This window comes from Pseudomonas sp. S5D5 (assembly GCF_003013355.1).
Classification (GTDB): Bacteria; Pseudomonadota; Gammaproteobacteria; order Pseudomonadales; family Pseudomonadaceae; genus Aquipseudomonas; species Aquipseudomonas aylmerensis.
Genome location: NZ_PTEO01000001.1, coordinates 634,867 through 658,770, shown reverse-complemented (window position 1 = coordinate 658,770; position 23,904 = coordinate 634,867). Strand labels below are relative to the sequence as shown.

General features: G+C 60.8%; 22 protein-coding genes. 8 read left to right on the top strand and 14 right to left on the bottom strand.

What is annotated here, in order from left to right; all coding sequences use genetic code 11:
- Positions 1-54: 54 nt before the first annotated feature.
- Positions 55-2,160 (bottom strand): mechanosensitive ion channel family protein, encoded by a 2,106-nt coding sequence (locus C9990_RS03165; RefSeq protein ID WP_106802503.1) that lies wholly within the window; start codon positions 2,158-2,160, stop codon positions 55-57.
- A 177-nt stretch (positions 2,161-2,337) separates the two neighbouring features.
- Between C9990_RS03165 and C9990_RS03160 the strand changes: the two genes are divergently transcribed.
- The 5 genes from C9990_RS03160 to C9990_RS03140 all read left to right on the top strand — a co-directional run bounded on the left by C9990_RS03160 (position 2,338) and on the right by C9990_RS03140 (position 7,998).
- The gene (locus C9990_RS03160) at positions 2,338-3,540 is read left to right on the top strand and encodes an MFS transporter (RefSeq protein WP_106802502.1); all 1,203 of its coding nucleotides are present in this window, start codon (positions 2,338-2,340) and stop codon (positions 3,538-3,540) included.
- 553 nt (positions 3,541-4,093) lie between these two features.
- Positions 4,094-5,020, top strand: a complete 927-nt coding sequence (locus C9990_RS03155) for a DUF72 domain-containing protein (RefSeq protein WP_106802501.1) — start codon at positions 4,094-4,096, stop codon at positions 5,018-5,020.
- Positions 5,017-5,793, top strand: coding sequence for an endonuclease/exonuclease/phosphatase family protein (locus tag C9990_RS03150; RefSeq protein WP_106802500.1), 777 nt, complete (start codon positions 5,017-5,019; stop codon positions 5,791-5,793). The genes C9990_RS03155 and C9990_RS03150 overlap by 4 nt, the downstream gene beginning before the upstream one ends.
- A complete protein-coding gene (gene clsB, locus C9990_RS03145; protein WP_106802499.1) occupies positions 5,790-7,052 on the top strand; it encodes a cardiolipin synthase ClsB in 1,263 nt (420 codons plus the stop codon). Before C9990_RS03150 ends, clsB begins: the two co-directional genes overlap by 4 nt.
- Positions 7,042-7,998, top strand: coding sequence for a lysylphosphatidylglycerol synthase domain-containing protein (locus C9990_RS03140; protein WP_065909945.1), 957 nt, complete (start codon positions 7,042-7,044; stop codon positions 7,996-7,998). Before clsB ends, C9990_RS03140 begins: the two co-directional genes overlap by 11 nt.
- 108 nt (positions 7,999-8,106) lie before the next feature.
- On the opposite strand, the gene C9990_RS03135 is transcribed toward C9990_RS03140, so the two are convergent.
- The 3 genes from C9990_RS03135 to C9990_RS03125 form a co-directional block, all read right to left on the bottom strand.
- Positions 8,107-8,862 (bottom strand): S9 family peptidase, encoded by a 756-nt coding sequence (locus C9990_RS03135; protein ID WP_016969461.1) that lies wholly within the window; start codon positions 8,860-8,862, stop codon positions 8,107-8,109.
- A complete protein-coding gene (locus tag C9990_RS03130; RefSeq protein ID WP_106802498.1) occupies positions 8,852-9,961 on the bottom strand; it encodes a DUF3182 family protein in 1,110 nt (369 codons plus the stop codon). The genes C9990_RS03135 and C9990_RS03130 overlap by 11 nt, the downstream gene beginning before the upstream one ends.
- 171 nt (positions 9,962-10,132) lie before the next feature.
- The gene (locus C9990_RS03125) at positions 10,133-11,092 is read right to left on the bottom strand and encodes a GlxA family transcriptional regulator (protein WP_065909942.1); all 960 of its coding nucleotides are present in this window, start codon (positions 11,090-11,092) and stop codon (positions 10,133-10,135) included.
- Between the two features lie 96 nt (positions 11,093-11,188).
- Between C9990_RS03125 and C9990_RS03120 the strand changes: the two genes are divergently transcribed.
- Positions 11,189-11,752, top strand: coding sequence for a cysteine hydrolase family protein (locus tag C9990_RS03120; RefSeq protein ID WP_106802497.1), 564 nt, complete (start codon positions 11,189-11,191; stop codon positions 11,750-11,752).
- Positions 11,753-11,773: 21 nt separating this feature from the next.
- Here the strand turns inward: C9990_RS03120 and tam are convergent, their stop codons facing one another.
- Positions 11,774-12,532, bottom strand: a complete 759-nt coding sequence (gene tam / locus C9990_RS03115) for a trans-aconitate 2-methyltransferase (protein WP_106802496.1) — start codon at positions 12,530-12,532, stop codon at positions 11,774-11,776.
- 101 nt (positions 12,533-12,633) lie between these two features.
- Here tam and C9990_RS03110 point away from each other — a divergent pair, with 101 nt between their 5' ends.
- Entirely contained in the window at positions 12,634-13,542 is a 909-nt protein-coding gene (locus C9990_RS03110) for a LysR family transcriptional regulator (RefSeq protein ID WP_106802495.1), read from the top strand.
- A gap of 67 nt (positions 13,543-13,609) precedes the next feature.
- On the opposite strand, the gene C9990_RS03105 is transcribed toward C9990_RS03110, so the two are convergent.
- The gene (locus C9990_RS03105; RefSeq protein WP_003232445.1) at positions 13,610-14,125 is read right to left on the bottom strand and encodes a single-stranded DNA-binding protein; all 516 of its coding nucleotides are present in this window, start codon (positions 14,123-14,125) and stop codon (positions 13,610-13,612) included.
- Between the two features lie 9 nt (positions 14,126-14,134).
- Complete coding sequence (locus tag C9990_RS03100; RefSeq protein WP_106802494.1) at positions 14,135-15,529, bottom strand: MFS transporter; 1,395 nt, start codon at positions 15,527-15,529, stop codon at positions 14,135-14,137.
- Positions 15,530-15,707: 178 nt separating this feature from the next.
- On the opposite strand from C9990_RS03100, the gene uvrA reads away from it, so the two are divergent.
- Positions 15,708-18,542 carry an excinuclease ABC subunit UvrA gene (uvrA, locus tag C9990_RS03095; RefSeq protein WP_106802493.1) on the top strand — a complete coding sequence of 945 codons (2,835 nt, stop codon included), beginning with the start codon at positions 15,708-15,710 and terminating at the stop codon, positions 18,540-18,542.
- Positions 18,543-18,608: 66 nt separating this feature from the next.
- Here the strand turns inward: uvrA and bfr are convergent, their stop codons facing one another.
- From bfr to rpsM, 7 genes are all read right to left on the bottom strand, one after another.
- Positions 18,609-19,073, bottom strand: coding sequence for a bacterioferritin (bfr, locus tag C9990_RS03090; protein ID WP_003176400.1), 465 nt, complete (start codon positions 19,071-19,073; stop codon positions 18,609-18,611).
- 155 nt (positions 19,074-19,228) lie between these two features.
- A complete protein-coding gene (locus tag C9990_RS03085) occupies positions 19,229-20,677 on the bottom strand; it encodes a catalase (protein WP_065909929.1) in 1,449 nt (482 codons plus the stop codon).
- A gap of 238 nt (positions 20,678-20,915) precedes the next feature.
- Positions 20,916-21,302, bottom strand: a complete 387-nt coding sequence (rplQ, locus tag C9990_RS03080) for a 50S ribosomal protein L17 (protein WP_003176402.1) — start codon at positions 21,300-21,302, stop codon at positions 20,916-20,918.
- A 41-nt stretch (positions 21,303-21,343) separates the two neighbouring features.
- On the bottom strand, positions 21,344-22,345 hold the full coding sequence (gene rpoA / locus C9990_RS03075) for a DNA-directed RNA polymerase subunit alpha (protein WP_003176403.1): 1,002 nt from the start codon (positions 22,343-22,345) through the stop codon (positions 21,344-21,346).
- A 22-nt stretch (positions 22,346-22,367) separates the two neighbouring features.
- Positions 22,368-22,988 carry a 30S ribosomal protein S4 gene (rpsD, locus tag C9990_RS03070; RefSeq protein ID WP_003176404.1) on the bottom strand — a complete coding sequence of 207 codons (621 nt, stop codon included), beginning with the start codon at positions 22,986-22,988 and terminating at the stop codon, positions 22,368-22,370.
- Between the two features lie 18 nt (positions 22,989-23,006).
- Positions 23,007-23,396 carry a 30S ribosomal protein S11 gene (rpsK, locus tag C9990_RS03065; RefSeq protein WP_002555466.1) on the bottom strand — a complete coding sequence of 130 codons (390 nt, stop codon included), beginning with the start codon at positions 23,394-23,396 and terminating at the stop codon, positions 23,007-23,009.
- A 30-nt stretch (positions 23,397-23,426) separates the two neighbouring features.
- Complete coding sequence (gene rpsM, locus C9990_RS03060; RefSeq protein WP_003194635.1) at positions 23,427-23,783, bottom strand: 30S ribosomal protein S13; 357 nt, start codon at positions 23,781-23,783, stop codon at positions 23,427-23,429.
- Positions 23,784-23,904 lie beyond the last annotated feature (121 nt).

The following is a 23,904-nucleotide window of genomic DNA, read 5'->3' as shown; positions in this document are numbered from 1 at the left end:
CGACAATGTGGGCGCCGGGCGTGCCCGCGATGAGGCCAGCCCGGGCGACATCGATCACTGGGTACGCGGCTGCTCCGTCAGCACCACCGACGCCGGCACTTCGTCATCCGGCTCATCCACTGGGGCTGTGCGCTTGGGCAGCAGCACCTGCTGTGGATAAGTCTGCGCGAAGTGCACCTCATCACAGTTATCCACAAGCTTTTTCAGGCGCTGGTTGAACGCGCGACTGACTGCATATTGCCCACCCGACACGGTGCGGAACTGCGCGGTGAGGACCACGCCGTTGAGGTCCATCTTGTCGACGCCAAACACCTCCAGCGGCCCTTGCAGGTTGTACTTGAGGAACACGTCGTCGCGGATCGACTGCCCGGCTTCGCGGATCAGCTCCACGGCCTTGTCCACATCGGTGTCGTAGGTGAACTGCACCGAGAAGAACGCATAGGCAAACTGGCGTGACTGGTTGGTGACCGCCTTGATCTGCCCGAACGGCACCGAGTGCACGAAGCCCTTGCCGTCGCGCAGGCGCAGGGTGCGGATGGTCAGGCCTTCGACGGTGCCGGCATGGCCGGAGTCGAGTACCACCCAGTCGCCGATGGACAGTGTGTCTTCGATGATGATGAACAGGCCGGTGATCACGTCCTGCACCAATTGCTGGGAGCCGAAACCAATCGCCAGGCCGACCACTCCGGCACCCGCCAACAGCGGCGCGACGTTGATGCCCAGGTTGGCCATGGTGGTGATCGCGCAGATCACCACCAGGATGATTTTCACCGCATTGCGCAGCAGCGGCAGGATGGTCTTGACCCGCGTGCTGGGCTGACGGCTGGAGCGTTTGTTCACCGGTGGCTTCAGCGCTTCCTGGATCGCGGTGTCGAGCACCACCCAGAACAGCCACGTCACCAGCAGGATCAGGCCGATGCTGCTGAGCGAGTCGCTGATGGCGCGGCCCACCGAATTGCGCTGGGCGAATTCGAACAGCGAGACGCCCCAGATACGCCCGAGGATTTCGATAAAGGCGATCGCCATGGCGATGCGCAGGATCGCGTGCAGCAGGCTGAGGAAGCGCTCCTTGTAGGCACTGCTGCGCTGGATCGCCACCTGGCTGCGCGACTTGAACAGGTGTTGCAGCACGGTGCTGAGGAACACCGTGCCGATCAACAGGATGGTGGTGAACAGCGCGCAACGCAGGGCCTTCTGGTTGTCGTCGCCGGCGCCGATCAGGTTGATTGCCGAGACCAGCACCATCAACAGGATCGGCCAGTACCACAGCCCCGAAAACACCCGCAGCGACTGTTGCAGCGCCGGGTGTTTCAGGCGCTGGGCCAAGGGTCGGTTGCGGATCAGGTGCGCCACCGGGCGGCGCAAGCGCACCACCAGCACGCCGAAGATCACCGCGGCAAACAGGCCGGTAAACACCGCGATGCTGCTGGTGATATTGCCACCGAGCTGACGGGCGATCTGCGGGCTGGTCAGCGCATCACTGAGGGCAGCGAGGAAGCCGATCAGGAACAGCGGCTTGGGGCAGTAACCGCGAATGATCTGCACCGCCGGGCGCTTGTGCCCTACATTGAACATCACGATGACGCACAGCAGCATCGAGGTAGAGAAGATGCCGCTGCTGGTGGCGTAGGCAAAACACAGCGCCAGCGCGCGGCCGATAGAGGTGGGTAAAAAATGGCTGACGTAGAGGGTCAGCGGCAGGCAGATCAGCGCGGGGATTGTGTAGGGCAGCACATACCCGAGCACCGCCTGCAATCGCTTGCGCTGCTGAATGAACGTGCGCTGGCTCAGGCGCCGTACGCTGAAGCGCGCAAGCAACGTCAACACCGCGAAGGCGCCTATCCACACCCCCGACAGCAACAGGAAATCCCCGGCGACGCTCCACGGCGAGCGCTCCGCCGTCTGATCGACCAGCCGGCCGACTTCATCCGCGGCGCGGTCGGCACGCAAACGCCATTCATCGATCAGGTTCTGATTGAGGTCGAGCTTCTCCTGCACGTCATCGATGCTGGAGCTGATGGCACCGAGCAGGCCGCCTTCGACGAGCAATTCCGGCTTGGCCGGCGCTTCGGGTTCAGGCGCGGTGGCCGCGGCTTGCAGTGCGCCGCTGCCACAAAACAGCAGCGCGCCGAGCAGTAATGCAGTCTTGAGATTCAGCAAAACGCCGGGCCTCCATCAACAGGGTGTGTAAGGAACTGACGGGTTTGAACCCTGATCGTTCCCCTGTTTCGAGATCTTTGACCTGCAGGCAAATATCAAATGCCGATCCCTGGCTTTTTCCGCACAGGCCAAAACCAGACACTGCGCTCCTGAATGAAACCCACCGGAGTTGCAGCCATGCCCATTGCCTTGCTCGCGCTGACCCTCAGCGCTTTCGCCATCGGGACGACCGAGTTCGTCATCGTTGGCCTGTTACCCACCATCGGCGCCGACCTGGGTGTCGACCTGCCGTCCGCCGGCCTGTTGGTCAGCCTCTACGCCCTCGGCGTGGCCATCGGCGCGCCGGTGCTGACCGCGCTCACCGGCAAGGTGCCGCGCAAATTCCTGCTGCTGTCGCTGATGGTGCTGTTCACCCTTGGCAACTTGCTGGCATGGCAGGCGCCGAGTTATGAATCGCTGGTGCTGGCGCGGATCGTTACCGGCCTGGCCCACGGGGTGTTTTTCTCGATCGGCTCGACCATCGCCACCAGCCTGGTGCCCAAGGAAAAGGCCGCCAGCGCAATTGCCATCATGTTTACCGGCCTCACCGTCGCCCTGGTCACGGGTGTGCCGCTGGGCACCTTTATCGGCCAGCACTTCGGCTGGCGCGAAACCTTCCTCGCCGTGTCCGCCCTGGGTGTGATCGCGTTTATCGGCAGCCTGATCTACGTGCCCAAGCACATCGCCCACAGCAAACCCGCGTCGCTGCTGCAACAACTGCAAGTGCTCAAGCAACCGCGTTTGCTGCTGGTGTACGCGATGACAGCCGTCGGCTACGGTGGCTCGTTTATCGCGTTTACCTTCCTGGCGCCGATCCTTCAGGACATCTCCGGCTTCAGCGCCGGCACGGTCAGCCTGGTGCTGCTGGTGTATGGCATCTCGGTCGCGGCCGGGAACATCTGGGGCGGCAAGCTGGCGGATAAACGCGGCCCGATCAGCGCGTTGAAAATCATCTTTGCCCTGCTCGCGGCCGTGCTGTTTGTCCTGACGATGACCGCCAGCAATCCTTGGCTGGCCCTGGCCACCGTGCTGGTGTGGGGCGCGGTCGCCTTCGGCAACGTGCCCGGCCTGCAGGTGTATGTGGTGCGCCAGGCCGAACATCACACGCCGAATGCAGTGGACGTGGCGTCGGGGCTGAATATCGCCGCGTTTAACCTGGGAATCGCCGGTGGTGCCTGGGCGGGTGGTTTGATCGTGGCCCATATGGGCCTGATCCACACGGCGTGGATTGGCGGGCTGGTGGTGCTGGTGGCCCTGGCGCTGACCGCGTGGAGTGGCCGGCTGGACCGCCTTGGTCCGGTGTATCCCGAGAGTTCGACACGCAGTGTGGTCGGGCACTGATCCGGTAGCACCTTCAATCCCATGAGGGAGCTGGCTTGACGGCGATGGCGGGGTGTCAGTCGATGAATTGATTGCTGACAAATCGCTATCGCAGGCAAGCCAGCTCCCACAGTTTTTACCGGGCGCTGATCCGGCAACACCTTCAATCCCACAGTTTTTTACCGGGCACTGATCCGGCCACGACTCAATCCCATGTGGGAGCTGGCTTGCCTGCGATGGCGGTGGGGCAGTCGATGAATTTATTGCTGACAGATTGCCTTCGCGAGCAAGCCCGCTCCCACAGTTTTTACCGGGCTCTGATCCGGTAACACCTTCAATCCCACAGTTTTTCCGGGCACTGATCCGGCAACACCTTCAATCCCATGTGGGAGCTGGCTTGCCGGCGATGGCGGTGGGGCAGTCGATGAATTGATTGCTGACAGATTGCCTTCGCAAGCAAGCCCGTTCCCACAGTTTTAGCGGGTGCCGTCTGTAGGACCGTGGAAACTTTCGCGCAAATAGCGCAGTCATTCCAGAACGGAGGTCACTCGACCCACCATTCACGGGAGTCACCATGGCGGCGATTCATATCGGCATTTCCGGCTGGCGCTACACGCCCTGGCGCGGGGATTTCTACCCCGAGGGGCTGACCCAGAAACGCGAGTTGCAGTTTGCGTCACGTGCCGTCAACAGCATTGAAATCAATGGCTCGTTCTACGCGCTGCAAACCCCCAAGCGCTACGCCGAGTGGTACGCCGACACCCCTGAAGACTTCATGTTCAGCGTCAAGGCACCGCGCTATATCACGCATATCCTGCGCCTGCGGGAGGTGCACAAGCCAATGGCGAATTTCTTCGCCTCCGGGGTACTGGAGCTGCAGGAAAAACTTGGCCCCATCCTTTGGCAATTTCCGCCCAGCTTCACCTTCGACCCAGCGCTGTTCGAAGCCTTCCTCGCCGACTTGCCCACTGACACGGTGCAAGCCGCGACCCTCGCCCGCCAGCACGAGCCACGCCTGAACGGCAAGGCGAGCCTGCAGGCTCATGGCAAGCGCGCCCTGCGTCATGCGGTGGAGATCCGGCACAAGAGTTTTGCGGTGCCTGAGTTTGTGCAGATGCTGGCTCGGCACGGCGTGGCCCTGGTGGTGGCGGACACCGCCGGCAAGTGGCCGTACCTCGAAGACGTCACCGCCAATTTCCTCTACCTGCGTTTGCATGGCGACAAGCAGCTGTACGCCAGCGGCTACACCGATGAAGCCCTCGAGCGCTGGGGTGATCGCATCGAGCGCTGGGCACACGGCAAGCAGCCGGCAGATGCGCACCTGGTCGACCCGCAGCGCAAGCCCTCCGCGCGCAAGCAGCGCGACGTCTTCTGTTTTTTCGACAACGACATCAAGGTGCGGGCGCCCTTCGATGCCCGTCACTTGCTCGGGCGTTTCGGGCTGGATAAGCACCTCCTCACCGAACCCGGCAAGTTGCCGGAACCCGGGGTGTTGCCATGACACAGCCGGAATGGGTACCCATCGCCCCCACCACCGCGATAACGCGTTTTACCGTGTTGACGGTGAATATTCACAAGGGCTTCACTGCGCTGAATCGGCGTTTCATCCTGCCCGAGTTGCGTGAGGCGGTGCGCAGTATCGGTGCCGACATGGTGTTCCTGCAGGAAATCCATGGCACCCACGAGCGCCATCCCCAGCGCTATAGCGACTGGCCGAACATGCCGCAGTACGAGTTCCTCGCCGACAGCATCTGGCCGCAGTTCGCCTACGGGCGCAACGCGGTCTACCCGCATGGCGACCACGGCAATGCGCTGCTGTCGAAATTCCAGATCGTGCGCTACGACAACCTCGACATTTCGCAAAGCGGGCATGAAAACCGTGGCCTGTTGCATTGCGTGCTGCGCCTGCCGGGTACCGGCCAAGAGGTGCACGCCATCTGTATTCACCTGGGCCTGCGCGAGGTGCATCGCCAGCAGCAATTGCGCTTGCTGGAGCAGCGCATCCGCGAGATTCCGGCCGATGCACCGTTGGTGGTTGCCGGCGATTTCAACGACTGGCGCCAGCGTGCCGACCTCAGCCAGAGCGGCCTGAAGGAAGTGTTCATCGAAACCCACGGCAAACCCGCACGCACCTTCCCGGCGCGCCTGCCATTGCTGCCGCTGGACCGCATTTATGTGCGCAACGTGAAGGTGCATAACCCGCGAGTGCTCACTGCCCGCCCCTGGTCACATTTGTCAGACCACGCGCCCCTGTCGGTGGAGATTGAGCTATGAACGTTGCCGTGGAACACATCGCTACCGATCAGCCGCCGGATGAAGCCAAGGCCCGCGACCTGGATTACGGCTGGCAGAGCGACAACCGGGTCGAGTTGCTGGAGAACGGCGAGGCGTATTTCCCCCGGGTCTTCGAAGCGATGCGTGAAGCGCATCGGGAGATCCTGCTGGAGACCTTTATCCTCTTCGAAGACAAGGTCGGCCACGAGCTGCAGGGCATCCTCATCGAGGCGGCGCAACGCGGGGTCAAGGTGGTCGTGAGCCTGGACGGTTTTGGCTGCGGCGAGCTGAGCCCGGGGTTTCTCGGTGAGCTGGCGGAGGCAGGAGTGACGGTGCAGATGTTTGACCCGGCGTCCAAGACACTGGGCATCCGCACCAACTGGTTTCGCCGCCTGCACCGCAAGATTGTGGTGGTGGATGCGGCCGTGGCGTTTATCGGCGGGATCAATTTTTCCGCCGACCATCTGGGCGATTTCGGCCCCGAGGCCAAGCAGGATTACGCGGTGCAGGTGACGGGCCCGGCGGTGGCGGACCTGCATCATTTCGCCCTCGCGCAAAGCGGTCGACAGGTCCGCACACGCCGCGGTTGGCGCCGGCGCCAGCAACGCCCTTCGCTGTGGGCCACCGAGAAAGGCAAAGGCTTGGTGCGCCTGATCTATCGCGACAACGTCCAGCATCGCGACGACATCGAAGAGGCGTATATCCACGCCCTGAGCAAGGCGCAGAAACGTGTGGTGATCGCCAACGCGTATTTCTTCCCCGGCTACCGGCTGCTGCGCGAGATTCGTAACGCCGCGCGCCGTGGCGTGCACGTGCAGCTGATCATGCAGGGCCAGCCTGACGTGCTGCTGGCCAAGCTGGCTGCGCGCATGCTCTACGACTACCTGCTCAAGGACGGTGTGGTGATTCACGAGTATTGCCAGCGACCGCTGCACGGCAAGGTCGCGCTGGTGGATGACGAATGGAGCACCGTCGGTTCGAGCAACCTCGACCCGCTGAGCCTGTCGTTGAACCTGGAAGCCAATGTGCTGATTCGTGACCGCGCCTTCAACCAGCAGCTCTACGAGCGCCTGGAAGTACTCGCTGACACGCATTGCCGGACCATACCGGAGAACCGCAAGCCGCGCCTGTGGCTGTGGCGGCTGACCGTGGGTTTCCTGGTGTTCCATGTGATGCGCCACTTCCCCGCGCTGACGGGCTGGTTGCCGGCGCACAAGCCCCGCCTGAAACCTTTCGAGCGTTCGCCCCATGACGTCTGAAGCCAGCGGTTCTCGGTTCGCGCGCTGGAAGAAACCGCTGACTGTCGCGTTCTTCCTGTTGTTGATCGTGCTGTTCACCCTGCTCGCCCGGCGCATCGACTGGAGCGAGGTGTTCGAGACCCTCGGCAATTTCAAGGTGCGCACGCTGATCATCGCGGGCGGGCTGACAGCGTGCAGCTTTGTCGTCTACGCCTGCTTCGACCTGATCGGCCGCACCTACATTCGTCAGCCCCTGCGCTGGAAACAGATCCTGCCAGTGGGCATCATCAGCTATGCGTTCAACCTCAACCTGAGCGCCTGGGTCGGCGGCATCGCGATGCGTTATCGGCTGTATTCGCGGCTGGGGGTGAGCACTGGCAACATCGCCAAGATCCTCGGCCTGAGCCTGGCCACCAATTGGTTTGGCTATATGGCCTTGGCCGGGGTGGTGTTCAGCAGCGGTTTGGTGACGATGCCGCCAGGGTGGAAAGTCAGCAGCGGTGCCTTGCAGGGCATTGGTGTGTTGCTGGTCCTGGCCAGCCTGGGGTATCTGGCGGCCTGCCAGTTTTCGAAAAAGCGCGCCTGGTCGATTCGCGGGATCGAGATCAACCTGCCGTCGCTGCGCATGGCATGCCTGCAATTGGCGCTGGGGGCGTTGAACTGGTCGTTGATGGCAGCGGTGATTTTCACCTTGCTGCCGGCGAAGCTGGATTATCCGCTCGTGCTCGGCGTGTTACTGATCAGCGCGATTGCCGGCGTGATCACCCATATCCCCGCCGGGCTGGGCGTGCTGGAGGCGGTGTTTATTGCCCTGCTGCAACATGAAGCCTCGCGCGGCAGTTTGCTTGCCGGGCTGATTGCCTACCGCGCGATCTACTTTATTCTGCCGCTGCTGATCGCGCTGGTGATGTACGTCGGTGTCGAGGCGAAGGCCAAGGCGTTGCGGGTGAAGAAGACACCGGCTTGAGAGAGATGTTGCCGAGAGGATCGCTATCGCTGGCAAGCCAGCGCCTACATTTGCGATGCGTCCCCCTGCAGGTGTCGGCTTGCCGCCGATAGCGATCCAAAGCCCCCCCTATTGAGACTGGATAATGCTCAAGCGCTCGCCCACCACCATCTCGGTAATCCAGTCCACCAGGATCGAGGTGTAGGCCTGCTGGGACACTGGATCGCTAAGGGAGTGATCCGCGCCATCGATGATGCGGTGAGTCAGCGAGTGCGTCTGCTGGCAGGCCGCGCGGTAGCTCATGATGGTCGCATGGGGCACATGGTCGTCGGTTTCCGATTCGACGATCAGCACATCCCCGGTGAATTGCGCGCAGGCATGCAGCGCGCGATTGGTCTCAGCGTGGACCAGCGTGCTGCGGTAATCCATCAGGTCGGCCTTGTCCAAATCGCGCTTGGGCTTGAGCCATTCCTGATCGCGATACAGCGCCGGCACACGCAGCGCCAGCCAGCGCACCGGGCGCAACGAGGTCAGAATCGCCGCCAGGTAACCGCCGTAGCTGGTGCCCACCACCGCCACTGCGGAGGTGTCGATGGCCGGGTGCGAGAGCAGCCGGTCATAGGCTGCCAGCAGGTCGCGCAGGTTGTCTTCGCGGGTAACGCGCGACAACGGGATACCGGTGCCGGCATGCCCCCGCAGGTCGAAGGTCAGGCACACGCAGCCGAGGCCGGCGATGCCTTTGGCACGCTCCAGGTCGCGCTCCTGGCTACCGCCCCAGCCGTGCACAAACAACACGCCCGGCACTTTGGATTTGGGGCTCAGGAAGGTGGCGCTCATCTGTTCGTCGTCGATATCGATCGCAATGCTTTCGCTTCTAGCCGTCATAAGATTTAACCGTCACATACTTGAGAAGAAACTCGCTGTTTTCCGCCGGGCCGCGGTACACCTCGATGGCATCGGCGGGCAGCGCCTGGTCCACGTAGGTTTCCACCGAGGACACCCGGATCGCGCGCAGGCCGGGGTGGTTGATGAAGCTTTGCAACGCCGCGACCTCCGCGCTGCTGGCCCCGCCCATGCGCCAGGATTGTTCGAGCACGCCACTGCGGCGCTGGCCGTCACTGTCCAGGCCCTCGGCGATGTCGTAGTTGCGCCGCGAGGCATAGAAGCCAGGGTAGGCCTCATCGGCGGCCGCGTCGAAAACCTGCGCTTGTTCGATGGCCTGGCGCACGTCGTCCGGCAGCGCGAGGGCGAGCAGCTTTTCGTAGTCGCCCGGGACCACGATTAAATCGGAACCGCCGTACACCTCTTCGCCGTGTGCGTCTTGTGTCAGGAACTGCTCGCCGCAATAACTGAGCACGTGCTCGCCAATAAAGCTCTGGCCCACGCTGTGGGTGATGACGTCGTGCAAGTCCTGCTCCAGCACCACGCCGCTCTCAAACAGTTGCGCGGCGTTCGGTCGCGCCAGCACCACATCGAACGCGTCGAGACTGCGGATCACTTCCTGGCCACGCCCGGCGCAGGCATGTACCGGTTTCAAACGGATCGGGCCGCTGTAGAGCAAGCGTGTCGCGGCTTCGCGTGCATCCTTCAGGGCAAATACGCTGAGGCCGTCGAGCACGACGTCGCGTACCCGCTCGCAGAACAATGGCGACCAGCCGGGTGGGGTCACCGCATCCGGGCCCAAAACGCCATGGCTGATGGCTTTGGTGCAGATGATGTCGTGATCCACATAGCCGCCCCACAGGTCTTCGGGGCCGTTGACGTTCAGCGCGCGGGCCTGGGCCGCGCCGACCAGGGTTTGCGTGGGCAACAGGTAGAGGGCTCGGTCGGCGTGCTGGTCGGGGTCATAGCTGCCGCCGAACTTCAGCCCGAGGATCTGCGCCAGCCAGCGCGCCAGCGCACGATTGGTTTCCACCTCATGCTGTGGCGCACCCTCCCGAGTGGAGTGGGCAACTACGAGTTTCTTGCGATTCTTCGGGGTCATGCGTCCCCCTTGGCCTTCCCGCCATGTGTGTGGTGGGAAGGTTGCAGGGATCAGGCCAAGGCGGTTTCAAGGAGGATGCGAGTGAAATCAACCGGTTGTCGAAAAAGCGATGGCAGTTAGCCTGTTTGATTCTGCACGACGCCGCCTTGAAGCTGCGGCGTTCTGCACGATTCACACGCCGAAACGGTTGCGATAATCGCTGGGGGCCAGGCCAGTGATCTTCTTGAAGATGGCTCGAAATGCACTGGGGTCCTGGTAGCCCACGGTCCAGGCGATATGGTCGATGGTGCCGTTGGTGAACTCCAGCATCTGCCGCGCTTTGCCGACGCGCAGGTGCTGGCAGTATTCGGTGGGTTTCAAGCCGGTGGCGGCGCGAAACCGTCGCAGGAAGGTGCGTTCTTCCAGGCCCGCCTCCTGCGCCATCGCCGCCACCGACACGTCCACTGCGCCACTGGCTTGCAGCCAATGCTGCACCTTGAGGATCGCGCTGTCGCCGTGCCCCAGGATCGGCGCAAAGTTGCTGCCGCATTGGCTGGCGCTGTCACTGTGCTCGATCACCAGGAAGCGCGCGGTACCGGCGGCGATGCTCGGGCCCATCAGGCGATCGACCAGGCGCAGGCCCAGTTCGGACCAGGCCATCAGCCCGGCAGTGGTGATCAGGTCGCCGTCATCGACGATAGGTTTATCGGCCTCCAGGCGCACCGCCGGATACCGTGTGGCGAAGGCACTGGCGGAGGACCAATGGGTGGTGGCGCTGCGCCCGTCCAACAGGCCGCTGCGCGCCAGCATGATCGAGCCGATACACACACCGCCGAGCACAGTGCCCACCGCGTGTTGCTGGCGAATCCACTCGAGCAGCGCGGGCGGTGCCTGTTCTTCGCTGAACTCACCGATTGAAGGCGGCACCAGCAGGGCCATCATCGGTTGCTCAGGGCCGGGGTGAGTGTCGAATACCCGCGCAGGCGTGCCATGGGCATCCACCTGCCAGTGGCTGACCCGCAGCAACGGCAGTTGCGCGGATTGATGCTCGGCAGCAATCCGGTTGGCCACCCCGAACAAATCGGTCAGGCCGTGGACAGCCGCCAACTGCGCACCGTGGTAGATCAACACGCCCAGCTCCACAACCGCCATTGTCAGTTTTCCCCCTGTTATTGTCGGTGCAGCCAATCCCGCGCGCCGGCGCCAGCTAACATACTGGCCCCATCAACCCATCACGAGGCAACACCCATGGCCAAGCAAGCGCTCATCCTAATCGATATCCAGAACGACTACTTCCCCCAGGGCAAGTGGCCGCTCGACGGCGTGGAAGCCGCGGCAGACAAGGCCGCGCAGGTGCTCCAGGCCTTTCGCCAGGCGGGCGATGCGGTGATTCATGTGCGCCATGAATTTACCTCGGATGACGCGCCCTTCTTCACCCCGGGCTCCGAGGGCGCTTATTTGCACCCCAAGGTACTGAATGAGGGCAGTGAGCCGGTGGTGCTCAAGCATTTCGTCAATGCGTTTCGCGAGACCAACCTGCGCGCACTGCTGGAACAACGCAGCATCACGGAGTTGGTGGTAGTCGGCAGCATGAGCCATATGTGCATTGATGCGGTGGTGCGAGCGGCGGCGGACCTGGGCTACAAGGTCACACTGATCCATGACGCCTGCGCCACGCGGGACCTGGAATTCAATGGCAAGGTGATCCCGGCGGCGCACGTGCATGACACCTACATGGCATCGTTGGCGTTTGGTTATGCCGGCGTGGTGTCGGCACAGGAGTATTTGCAGGCACAAGCGGCGGCCGCGTAACCGCCACTCGTGTGGAGGGCGTCAGCGCGTGGCGATGATGAACAGGCGCGGAAATGGCAGCAACACGGTGCCATCGTCCAGGGCTGGGTAAGCCTGGGTAATTCGCGCCTGATATTCACGTAGGAAGGCGGCCTTTTCTTCGTCGGTCAACGGCGCCAGAAACGGCCGCAACGCCGAGGCCTTGAACCACTCCACCACAGCCGCGTGGTCGGCCAATGGATGCAGGTACGTGGTGCGCCAGACGTCCACGGTGCTGTGTTTGCTCAGCAACTCGTAATAGTAGTTCGCGCTGTGCCGCTCATTGTGTTTGACCGTACCGATCCTGGCCGCCCATGGGCCGTCGGCAGCCACCTCGCGGGCCAGCCGGTGGGCAGGTTCGTCGAGGTTGTCCGGTGTCTGCACGGCCAGCGTGCCGCCGGGCGTCAGTTGGTTGACCAGATGTGGATAGAGCGTGGCGTGGTCCGGCAGCCACTGCAGGGAGGCGTTGGCCAGAATCACATCGAAAGCCTGTGCAGGGCGCCAGGCACCGATATCCGCCAGTTCGAAGCTTAACGCCGGCAGCCGTCTGCGGGCATCGACCAGCATGTCATCGGAGCTGTCCATGCCCGTGACGTGCGCCTGCGGGAAGCGCTCGGCGAGTACTTCGGTGGAATTGCCGGGGCCGCAGCCCAGGTCGACGGCATTGCGCACCTCAGTATTCGGAATGGCCGCGACCAGGTCACGGACAGGACGAGTGCGCTGCTGTTCGAACATCGTGTACTGCTTGGCTGACCAGGTCATCACGGCTTTCCTTCTTTTTGAGGTTGGCTACAGCCTAATTCTTGTGAGCCATGAGAACAAATGCCAGGATTGGCTACCTCCCATACCTCAAAAGTATTCCTATGCTGGAGCTTCGCCAACTCAGAGCTTTCGTGGCCATTGCCGAAGAAGGCTACATCACCCGCGCGGCGCAACGCCTGGGCATGCAGCAGCCACCGTTGACGCGCTTGCTGCAAAGCCTTGAAGCCGAATTGGACGTGGTGCTGATGGAACGCCTGCCACGCGGCGTGCGGCCGACCCCGGCCGGGTTGGCCCTGCTGGATGAAGCACGCGAGGTGCTGGCGCGCGTCGACGGTGTCGCCGATGTCGTGCGTCGCGCCGCTCGGGGAGAACGCGGGCGCCTGGCCATCGGCTTTACCAGCTCAGCGGCCTTGCACCCGTTTGTACCGAGTGTATTGCGGCTGTTTCGGGAAACCTTCGTGGGAGTCTCGGTCGTACTGGAGGAAGCCGGAACCGGCGAACTGCTGGACGCGCTGGCGCATGAGAAACTCGACGCGGCGTTTATCCGCTCACCGCTCAGCGGCACGCAATCATTGCAGGACGAGCCGATCCTGGTGGAGCCGATGTTGCTGGCGCTGCCGACCGATCATCCGTTGGCGATCGACTTTGACATCCCCCTGCCCTTGTCTGCGCTGGCCACCGAGTCTTTCGTGCTCTATCGCCGTCGTGTCGGACTGGGGTTGTATGACGCAATCCTGGTGGCCTGCCGTGAAGCGGGGTTCAGCCCGCAGGTGGTCCAGGAAGCCCCGCGCATGACCGCCACGTTGAGCCTGGTGGCTGCGGGCCTTGGGGTGTCCATCGTGCCGGCCTCGATGCAGCGGCTGCGCGGGGATGGCATCGTCTACCGGGAGTTGAGCGATTGCCGCAGCCTGGTGGCGCCCTTGCATCTGGCGACGCGGGTGGGTGATGGCTCGGCAGTGCTGCAACGCTTCAAGGAAATGGTGGTGCGAGCGGCCTCGACAGACGCCTGACAAACGGCAATAAAAAACCCCCGAGGCTTGCGCCGTCGGGGGTTTTGCTCGTTCCGGTGGTTAAACCTTAGAACGGGATATCATCGTCAAAGCTGTCGAAATCCGGCGCAGGCTGCGGCGCGGCCTGTTGTGGCGCTGGACGCGACTCACGCTGTGGCTGCTGGCTTGGCTGCGGACGCGACTGTTGTGGACGCGGTGCCGAGTTGGACATGCCGCCCTGGCCCTGTTGGTCGCCCTGTGGACGGCCGCCCAGCAGTTGCATGGTGCCTTGCATGTCGACCACGATTTCGGTGGTGTAACGCTTGATGCCGTCTTTTTCCCACTCGCGGGTCTGCAGCTTGCCTTCGATGTAGACCTGCGAACCTTTGCGCAGGTACTCACCGGCGATCTCGGCGACCTTGCCGAACATCGATACGCGGTGCCATTCGGTTTTCTCGACCTTCTGGCCGGTCTGCTTGTCGGTCCACTGTTCGCTGGTCGCCAGACTCAGGTTGGTCACGGCGTTACCGTTAGGCAAGTAGCGAACTTCGGGATCCTGGCCGCATGTACCGACCAATATGACTTTGTTAACCCCACGGGCCATAACGTTCTCCTAGGCTGGGCGCGCTGTCGGCACTGGGTTGACCAGTTGCTCGAGCGTCGCGCGATCCAATAATTCGGTGTCCAGTTTGATGTAAATGGCCGCCTCTTCAGCGACCACGACTGCATCTGTTACCCCTACGACGGCCTTCAGGCGCTCTACCAGACCGCTTTCACGGATCGCCTCTGGCGACAGCGGCAAACGCAGACTTGTGACGTAGGGAGGTTCGCGCATGGTAACAGCAAAGGCCAGCCAAAGTGCAGCCAGCCCGGCGCATCCGAGGAACACAACCGACAAACCGCCATGCTGGAACATCCAGCCGCCCATGATGCCGCCCAGTGCGGAACCCAGGAACTGGCTGGTGGAATACACCCCCATCGCAGTGCCCTTGCCCCCGGCCGGTGAAACTTTACTGATCAGCGACGGCAGCGAGGCCTCCAGCAGGTTGAACGCGGTGAAGAACACCACCGTGCCGATTACCAGCGCCCGCAGGTTGTCGCCGAACTGCCAGAAGAATAGCTCAGTGAGCATCAGCGTCGTGACGGCGCCGAGCAAAACTCGTTTCATTTTGCGTTTCTTCTCGCCGTAGATGATGAACGGGATCATTGCGAAGAACGAAACCAGCAGCGCTGTCAGGTAGACCCACCAGTGCTGCTCCTTGGGCAGACCGGCTTTTTCCACCAATGCGAGAGGCAAGGCGACGAAGCTGCACATCAGCATCGCGTGCAATACGAAGATACCTAAATCCAGGCGCAACAGGTCCGGGTGCTTGAGCGTCGGTAACAACGCCTTGCGCGCGACACCCGATTCACGGTGCTGCAGGGTGCCGGTGGAGCGCGGCACCATAAAGGCCACGATCACGATACCGAACAACGCCATACCGCCAGTGGCCAGGAACAGCCCGTGCAAACCGAAGGCACGCGTCAGCAAGGGGCCGACCACCATCGCCACGGCGAAGGACAGACCGATGGTCATACCGATCATGGCCATGGCCTTGGTGCGATGTTGTTCGCGGGTCAGGTCCGACAACAGCGCCATGACAGCGGCGGAAATTGCACCGGCGCCTTGCAGGATTCGTCCGGCGATCACGCCCCAGATCGAATCGGACTGGGCCGCGAGCACACTGCCGAGGGCGAACACGATCAGCCCCAGGTAAATCACCGGGCGACGGCCGATGCGGTCGGAAATGATCCCGAAAGGAATCTGGAAAATTGCCTGGGTCAGGCCATAGGCGCCAATCGCCAGGCCGATCAATGCGGGGGTCGCGCCTGCGAGGTCCATCCCATAGGTCGCCAGCACCGGCAACACCATGAACATGCCAAGCATACGGAAGGCGAACACCAGGGCCAGACCGCTTGCTGCTCGGGTCTCGCCGCTACTCATGCGTTCGCTGTGGGGATCGTGCATGGAAAAACCTCGTGTGAACCGGCGGCGATTCTACCAGTCCCATCGATTGAGAGGGTATATGCGGCGGTTTGCCGCGCAGCTTTCATGTAAGGCTGCAAGCGGCCTTTTGACAGTGTATATTCATCCAGTCTTTAGCCGTATACTCCGGCATTATTTACGCCCGCCGTGCGAGGCCATCTTGGACAAGATCCTGATTCGTGGGGCTAGAACCCACAACCTGAAGAACATCGACCTGACCCTGCCCCGGGACAAACTGATCGTCATCACCGGCCTGTCCGGCTCCGGCAAATCGTCCCTGGCGTTCGACACGCTGTATGCCGAAGGCCAGCGCCGCTATGTGGAGTCGCTGTCGGCCTACGCCCGCCAGTTCCTGTCGATGATGGAAAAGCCAGACGTCGACACCATTGAAGGCCTGTCGCCAGCGATCTCCATCGAACAGAAGTCGACCTCCCATAACCCACGTTCCACCGTGGGCACCATTACCGAGATCTACGACTACCTGCGCCTGCTCTACGCGCGAGTAGGTATTCCGCGCTGCCCGGACCACGACATTCCGCTGGAGGCCCAGACCGTCAGCCAGATGGTCGACCTGGTGCTGGCGCAGCCGGAAGGCGCCAAGCTGATGCTGCTGGCACCGGTGATTCGCGAGCGCAAGGGTGAACACCTTTCGGTCTTCGAAGAGCTGCGTGCGCAAGGTTTTGTACGCGCGCGCATCAATGGCAAGCTCTATGAGCTGGACGAAGCGCCCAAGCTCGACAAGCAGAAGAAGCACTCGATCGATGTGGTGGTCGACCGCTTCAAAGTGCGCGCCGACCTGCAGCAGCGCCTGGCGGAGTCGTTCGAGACCGCGTTGAAGCTGGCCGACGGCATCGCCCTGGTCGCACCGATGGACGACGAGCCAGGCGAGGAGATCATCTTCTCCGCGCGCTTCGCCTGCCCGATCTGTGGCCACGCCATCAGCGAGTTGGAACCCAAGCTGTTTTCCTTCAACAACCCGGCCGGCGCCTGCCCGACCTGTGATGGCCTGGGCGTGAAGCAATTCTTCGACATCAAGCGCCTGGTGAATGGCGAACTGACACTGGCGGAAGGGGCGATACGCGGCTGGGACAGGCGCAACGTCTATTACTTCCAGATGCTCGGGTCGTTGGCCTCCCACTATAAGTTCAGTCTTGAAGTGCCCTTCAACCAACTGCCGGCCGACCAGCAGAAGGTCATTCTCAACGGCAGTGGTTCGCAGAACGTCGACTTCAAGTACCTGAACGACCGTGGCGACATCGTCAAGCGCTCGCACCCGTTCGAAGGCATCGTGCCGAACCTGGAACGCCGTTACCGCGAGACCGAGTCGGCAAGCGTGCGCGAGGAGCTGGCGAAATTCCTCAGCACCCAGCCGTGCCCGGATTGCCGTGGCACGCGCCTGCGCCGTGAGGCCCGGCATGTTTGGGTCGGCGAGAAGACCCTGCCGGCGGTGACCAACCTGCCAATCGGCGATGCCTGTGAATACTTTGGCGTACTGAAGCTGACCGGACGCCGCGGGGAAATTGCCGACAAGATCCTCAAGGAAATCCGCGAGCGCCTGCAGTTCCTGGTTAACGTGGGCCTGGACTACCTGTCGCTGGATCGCAGCGCCGATACCTTGTCCGGCGGTGAGGCCCAGCGGATTCGACTGGCCAGCCAGATCGGTGCAGGCCTCGTGGGCGTGCTGTATATCCTTGATGAACCGTCGATTGGCCTGCATCAGCGCGACAACGACCGCCTCCTGGGTACGCTGAAACACCTGCGGGATATCGGCAACACGGTGATCGTGGTCGAGCACGATGAAGACGCGATCCGCCTGGCGGATTATGTCGTCGACATTGGCCCGGGTGCGGGTGTGCATGGCGGACATATCGTCGCGGAAGGCACACCTGCCGAAGTCATGGCCCACCCGGACTCGCTGACCGGCAAATACTTGTCTGGCCGCGTGAAGATTGAAGTGCCGGCCAAGCGCACTCCGCGCAACAAGAAGCTCGCGCTGCACCTCAAGGGAGCGCGTGGCAACAACCTGCGCAACGTGGACCTGGAAATCCCCTTGGGCCTGCTGACCTGCGTGACCGGCGTGTCCGGCTCGGGCAAGTCGACGCTGATCAACAACACGCTGTTCCCGCTGAGTGCCACCGCCCTGAATGGCGCAACTACGCTGGAAGCTGCGGCGCACGACAGCATCAAGGGCCTGGAACACCTGGACAAGGTGGTCGATATCGACCAGAGCCCGATTGGCCGTACACCGCGCTCCAATCCGGCAACCTATACCGGACTGTTCACGCCGATTCGCGAGCTGTTCGCCGGTGTACCGGAGTCCCGCTCGCGGGGCTACGGGCCGGGCCGGTTCTCGTTCAACGTCAAGGGTGGGCGCTGCGAGGCCTGCCAGGGCGATGGCTTGATCAAGGTCGAGATGCACTTCCTGCCGGACATCTACGTGCCATGCGATGTGTGCAAGAGCAAGCGCTATAACCGCGAAACCCTGGAGATCAAATACAAGGGCAAGAGCATCCACGAAACCCTCGAGATGACCATCGAGGAAGCCCGGGTGTTCTTCGACGCCGTCCCGGCGTTGGCGCGCAAGCTGCAGACACTGATGGATGTGGGCCTGTCGTATATCAAGCTGGGGCAATCGGCGACCACCCTGTCCGGCGGTGAAGCGCAGCGGGTGAAGTTGTCGCGCGAGCTGTCCAAGCGCGATACAGGCAAGACCTTGTATATCCTCGATGAGCCAACCACCGGCCTGCACTTCGCGGATATCCAGCAACTGCTGGACGTGCTGCACCGCCTGCGGGACCACGGCAACACCGTGGTAGTGATCGAGCACAACCTGGATGTGATCAAGACCGCCGACTGGCTGGTAGACCTGGGGCCGGAAGGCGGCTCCAAGGGCGGCCAGATCATTGCAGTGGGGACGCCGGAGCAGGTCTCCGAGATGCCACAGTCCCACACCGGTTACTACTTGAAACCGCTGCTGGCGCGCGATCGGGCCTGACCTTCCCGGGCCCAATAAAAAGCCCCTGTCACTTCAAGATGACAGGGGCTTTTTTGTAGCCGGAAATCAGAACTGCGATTGCAGGTAGTTCTCCAGGCCGATCAGCTTGATCAGGCCCAGCTGTTTTTCCAGCCAGTAGGTGTGATCTTCTTCGGTATCGTTCAACTGCACCCGCAGGATTTCCCGGGTGACGTAGTCGTTGTGCTGCTCGCAAAGCTCGATGCCTTTGCAGAGGGCGGCACGGACCTTGTACTCGAGGCGAAGATCGGCAGCGAGCATGTCAGGCACCGTGGTGCCCACATCCAGATCGTCGGGCCGCATACGTGGCGTGCCTTCGAGCATCAGGATACGGCGCATCAGAGCGTCGGCGTGCTGTGCCTCTTCTTCCATTTCGTGGTTGATACGCTCGTAGAGCTCGGTAAAGCCCCAGTCTTCGTACATACGCGAGTGGATGAAATATTGGTCACGAGCTGCCAGTTCGCCCGTCAGCAACGTGTTGAGGTAATCGATTACGTCGGGGTGACCTTGCATCGCCCTACATCTCCCTGCTTGAAAGCCTGTAGTTTGAACCATGCTGACCTATAGGTCACGGGATCAACGGCAGAAAAGTGAAGATTTCCGGAGAAAAGTAGCTGAAATAACGCAAAAACCGCCCGAATGAGGGCGGTTCTGCTTATCGTTTAGAGTTAGTTAAGCGATACACCCAGTGCCTTTGCGATTGCTTCTCCATAAGCAGGGTCTGCCTTGTAGAAGTGCTGCAATTGACGCTGAACCACATCACTGGAAACCCCGGACATTGCACCGGCGATGTTACTGGTGAGCAATGCTTTCTGCTCATCATTCATCAGGCGGAACAGCGCACCTGCATGGCTGTAGTAATCGGTGTCTTCGCGGTGATCGTAGCGATCCGCGGCACCACTCAGCGCCAGAGCAGGCTCAGCGTACTGCGGCGCTTGCTTCGGTGCGTCACTGTAGCTGTTGGGCTCATAGTTGGGCGCCGCACCACCGTTGCTGCCGAATGCCATCGAGCCGTCACGCTGGTAGCTATTTACCGGGCTACGCGGGGCATTCACCGGCAGTTGCTGGTGATTCGTGCCGACGCGGTAGCGGTGGGCATCTGCGTACGCGAACACACGCCCCTGCAGCATGCGGTCTGGCGACAAGCCAACACCTGGCACCATGTTGCTCGGACCGAACGCAGCTTGTTCCACTTCGGCGAAATAGTTCTGCGGATTGCGATTGAGCTCCAACTCACCCACTTCGATCAGCGGAAACTCTTTCTGCGACCAGGTCTTGGTTACGTCGAAAGGGTTCTCATAGTGAGCGTTTGCCTGGGCTTCAGTCATGATCTGGATGCAGACGCGCCATTTCGGGAAATCACCGCGCTCGATTGCACCGAACAAGTCGCGCTGGGCGTAATCAGGATCGGTACCGGCCAGGCGTGCAGCCTCGGCAGGCGCCAGGTTCTTGATGCCTTGCTTGGTCTTGTAGTGCCACTTCACCCAGTGACGCTCGCCCTTGGCGTTGATCAGGCTGTAGGTATGGCTGCCGAAGCCGTGCATGTGACGGTAGCCATCGGGGATGCCACGGTCCGAAAACAGGATGGTGACCTGGTGCAGCGCCTCAGGGGAGTGCGACCAGAAGTCCCACATCATCTGCGCGCTTTTCAAGTTGCTTTGCGGCAGACGTTTCTGGGTGTGGATGAAGTCAGGGAACTTCAATGGATCACGAATGAAGAATACCGGCGTGTTGTTACCCACGATGTCCCAGTTGCCTTCTTCGGTGTAGAACTTCAGGGCGAAACCACGCGGATCGCGCTCGGTGTCAGCCGAACCACGCTCGCCGCCTACCGTGGAAAACCGCAGGAAGGTTGGGGTTTGCTTGCCAATAGACTCGAACAGTTTGGCACTGGTGTATTGAGTAATGTCTTTTGTCACGGTGAATGTACCGTAAGCACCCGAGCCTTTGGCGTGTACGCGACGCTCAGGGATGTTCTCACGGTTGAAATGGGCAAGCTTCTCGATCAGGTGAAAGTCGTCAAGAAGCAGCGGGCCACGAGGGCCGGCGGAACGGGAATTCTGGTTATCCGCAACGGGCGCGCCACTGGCAGTAGTAAGGATTTTGTTCTGGCTCATGCTCAATTTTCCTCAGGTCGGACTTGGAACTGCCGGCTATCGGCTTGGAGGAAGTATCGATCATCAACATGACGTCTACAAATTCATTAAATTGCAGACATCAATAGAGAAAAACTACCGACAATCCCTTCATTCATAGTGCCAATCTTGACCTGACGAAAGCTTGTACACGTGGCGCTTTTATTACGCGCACAAAAAACCGGGCACTAGGCCCGGTTCTTCGTTACAGCTTGTCGTCTTACTCGGCGCTTACAGCTTCGCCAGCAGTAGCACGATCAACCAACTCGACGTACGCCATAGGCGCGTTGTCGCCAGCGCGGAAACCGCACTTGAGGATGCGCAGGTAGCCACCCTCACGGGTAGCGTAACGCTTGCCCAGGTCGTTGAAGAGCTTACCAACGATAGCTTTCGAACGAGTACGGTCGAAAGCCAGACGGCGGTTAGCCAGGCTGTCTGTCTTGGCCAAAGTAATCAGCGGCTCAGCAACGCGACGCAGTTCTTTAGCTTTCGGCAGTGTAGTTTTGATCAGCTCGTGCTCGAACAGCGACACCGCCATGTTTTGGAACATGGCCTTGCGGTGCGAGCTGGTACGGCTCAGGTGACGACCACTTTTACGATGACGCATGGTTCATTCCTTACCAAACTCACGTTCGGTGATTACGACGATCAGGCAGTCGCCTTGTCGTCCTTCTTAAGACTTGCAGGCGGCCAGTTGTCGAGGCGCATGCCGAGGGACAGACCGCGGGAGGCCAGAACGTCCTTGATTTCAGTCAAGGATTTCTTGCCCAGGTTCGGAGTCTTCAACAGTTCTACTTCGGTACGCTGAATCAGGTCGCCGATGTAGTAAATGTTTTCCGCCTTAAGGCAGTTAGCCGAACGTACAGTCAGTTCCAGATCGTCAACCGGGCGAAGCAGGATCGGATCGATCTCGTCTTCCTGCTCGATTACCACTGGTTCGCTGTCACCTTTGAGGTCGACGAACGCAGCCAACTGCTGTTGCAGAATGGTTGCAGCGCGGCGGATAGCCTCTTCAGGATCCAGAGTACCGTTGGTTTCCAGATCAATAACCAGCTTGTCCAGGTTAGTACGCTGCTCGACACGGGCGTTTTCCACCACGTATGCGATACGGCGAACCGGGCTGAACGAAGAGTCAAGCTGCAAGCGACCAATGCTGCGGCTTTCGTCTTCATCGCTCTGACGCGAGTCGGCCGGTTCATAACCACGACCACGAGCTACGGTGAGCTTCATGTTCAGGGCGCCGTTAGACGCCAGGTTAGCGATTACGTGATCGGGGTTAACGATCTCGACATCATGATCCAGCTGAATATCGGCAGCGGTAACCACCCCCGAACCCTTCTTCGACAAGGTCAGCGTAACTTCGTCACGGCCGTGCAGCTTGATAGCCAGACCTTTAAGGTTCAACAGGATTTCAATTACGTCTTCCTGTACACCTTCGATGGCGCTGTACTCGTGGAGCACACCGTCAATCTCGGCCTCGACTACTGCACAGCCGGGCATTGAGGACAACAGGATGCGGCGCAGCGCGTTGCCCAGGGTGTGGCCAAAACCACGCTCGAGAGGCTCGAGAGTGATCTTGGCGCGGGTTGGACTGACAACCTGCACATCAATGTGGCGGGGTGTCAGGAACTCATTTACCGAAATCTGCATGGATGCACCTATTTTCTAGCCCTTACTTGGAGTAGAGCTCGACAATCAGGCTTTCGTTGATGTCGGCGGACAGATCACTGCGAGCAGGAACGTTCTTGAAAACGCCCGACTTCTTCTCAGTGTCTACTTCTACCCATTCTACGCGGCCACGTTGGGCACACAGATCGAGAGCTTGGACAATGCGAAGTTGGTTTTTTGCTTTCTCGCGAACTGCGACCACGTCACCAGCACGAACCTGGTAGGACGGAACGTTTACGGTCTGACCGTTAACGCTGATCGACTTGTGCGATACCAGCTGACGGGATTCGGCACGAGTCGAACCAAAGCCCATACGGTATACAACGTTGTCCAGACGGCATTCGAGCAGTTGCAGCAGGTTTTCACCGGTTGCACCTTTCTTGCCAGCAGCTTCTTTGTAGTAGCCGCTGAACTGACGCTCGAGAACGCCGTAGATACGACGGACCTTCTGCTTTTCACGCAGTTGGGTGCCGTAATCGGACTGGCGACCGCGGCGTTGGCCGTGGATACCAGGTGCTGCTTCAATGTTGCACTTCGATTCGATCGCGCGCACGCCGCTCTTCAGGAAGAGATCGGTGCCTTCGCGACGAGCGAGTTTGCATTTTGGACCAATGTAACGAGCCATTCTTTACAATCTCCTGGATTACACGCGGCGCTTCTTCGGCGGACGGCACCCGTTGTGCGGGATTGGCGTCACGTCGGTGATGCTGGCGATCTTATAGCCACAGCCGTTCAAAGCACGGACAGCAGACTCACGACCTGGACCTGGACCTTTGACGTTAACGTCGAGGTTTTTCAGGCCGTATTCCAGCGCAGCTTGACCAGCACGTTCAGCAGCTACTTGAGCAGCAAACGGGGTGGACTTGCGGGAACCGCGGAAACCCGAACCACCGGAGGTAGCCCAAGAAAGCGCGTTACCTTGACGGTCGGTGATGGTCACGATGGTGTTGTTAAAAGAAGCATGGATGTGGGCGATGCCATCAACCACTGTCTTTTTAACTTTTTTACGAGGACGAGCAGCAGGTTTTGCCATGATAATTTTCCTGTCGATTCGCTGGGGCGATTACTTGCGGATCGGCTTACGCGGACCTTTACGGGTACGCGCGTTAGTCTTGGTACGCTGACCGCGTACTGGAAGACCACGACGATGACGCAGACCGCGATAGCAACCGAGGTCCATCAAACGCTTGATTTTCATGTTGATTTCGCGACGCAGGTCACCTTCAGTGGTGAACTTCGCCACTTCGCCACGCAGCTGTTCAATCTGCTCGTCGCTCAGATCCTTGATCTTAGCGGCTGGGTTTACCCCAGCAACTGCGCAAATTTTCTGCGCAGTAGTGCGACCAACACCATAGATGTAGGTCAGCGAGATAACAGTGTGCTTGTTATCTGGAATGTTAACGCCTGCAATACGGGCCATTCAGTGGGACTCCAATTGACAGCTACCTACGCCCCGGAAGCCAAGAAATAGGGCGCGAGATAATATCGCTGTAATAACAAATAATCAACCCGGCAGCGCACTAGCTGCCGGGCTTCAAGCG